Annotated in this window: 1 protein-coding gene; it reads right to left on the bottom strand. The window is 56.8% G+C overall.

The genetic code is table 11. From position 1 onward, the window contains the following. Positions 1-62: 62 nt before the first annotated feature. Positions 63-1,106 (bottom strand): formate-dependent phosphoribosylglycinamide formyltransferase (gene purT, locus B3M52_RS08300; RefSeq protein ID WP_286749392.1); only part of this gene is annotated, 1,044 nt, incomplete at its 5' end.

Here is a 1,106-nt window from a genome sequence, read left to right as displayed (position 1 = left end):
AGAGCTCACTCCGACTGTCAACGGTTCGTTATAACTTTTTCAGGAAACCTGACGATTTATCGTCAAAGCTCGGTTTTCACAGCGGCCGCAGCCTGGGTTGCTTTCTCCCTGGCCTCGTCAATCGAGCTACCGGACGCAAGCGCGACCCCCATTCTCCGCCGCCCCTTCAGTTCAGGTTTCCCAAAGAGCCTGATAAAGATGTCAGGTTGAGCCAACGCTTTTTCAAGCCCTGTATAGGCAACCGCATCCGAATCACCCTCCGGCAATATCACTGCGGAGGCTGAGGGGCCCTGTTGACGGATCGCCGGTATCGGCAACCCGAGGATGGCGCGGGCGTGCAAGGCAAACTCGGACAGATCCTGGGAAACCAGAGTCACCAACCCCGTGTCGTGAGGGCGTGGCGACACTTCTGAAAACCATACGTCATCGCCCTTCACAAACAATTCCACACCGTAGACACCATAGCCACCCAGATTGCTGGCAACCGCTTCCGCGATTTCCCGGGAACGGGCCAGCGCCTTGTCACTCATTGGTTGCGGCTGCCAGGATTCACGGTAATCGCCGTCTTCCTGATGGTGCCCAATAGGATCACAGAATGAAATACCGTCGCGGTGCTTCACGGTCAGCAAGGTAATTTCGTAGTCAAAATCCACAAACCCTTCGACAATCACCCTTCCCTTGCCGGCTCGACCACCGGTCTGGGCATAATCCCAAGCGGTCTCAATATCATCGGCGGACTTGACCGTGCTCTGCCCTTTTCCTGAAGAACTCATAACGGGCTTCACCACCAGAGGCATTCCGATGGCTTCGACGGCCGCAAGATACTCCTCTTTCGACTCGGCAAATCGATAGGGTGACGTTGCAAGCCCGAGCTCTTCGGCGGCCAGGCGACGGATACCTTCCCGGTTCATGGTGAGATTGACGGCTCTTGCGGTGGGAATCACCCGATAGCCTTCCTGCTCGAGCTTTACCAGCTCCGGCGTGGCAATCGCCTCAATTTCCGGCACGATGAGGTTTGGCTTTTCCGCCTCAATAATGCTGCGTAAGGCAGCGCCATCGAGCATATCGACAACGTGACTCCGATGGGCCACCTGCATGGCCGGGGC

This window comes from Marinobacter sp. UBA2688, from assembly GCF_002352785.1.
Lineage (GTDB): Bacteria > Pseudomonadota > Gammaproteobacteria > Pseudomonadales > Oleiphilaceae > Marinobacter > Marinobacter salarius.
The sequence above is the reverse complement of the archived record's forward strand: the minus strand, read 5'-3'. Positions and strand labels throughout refer to the sequence as shown.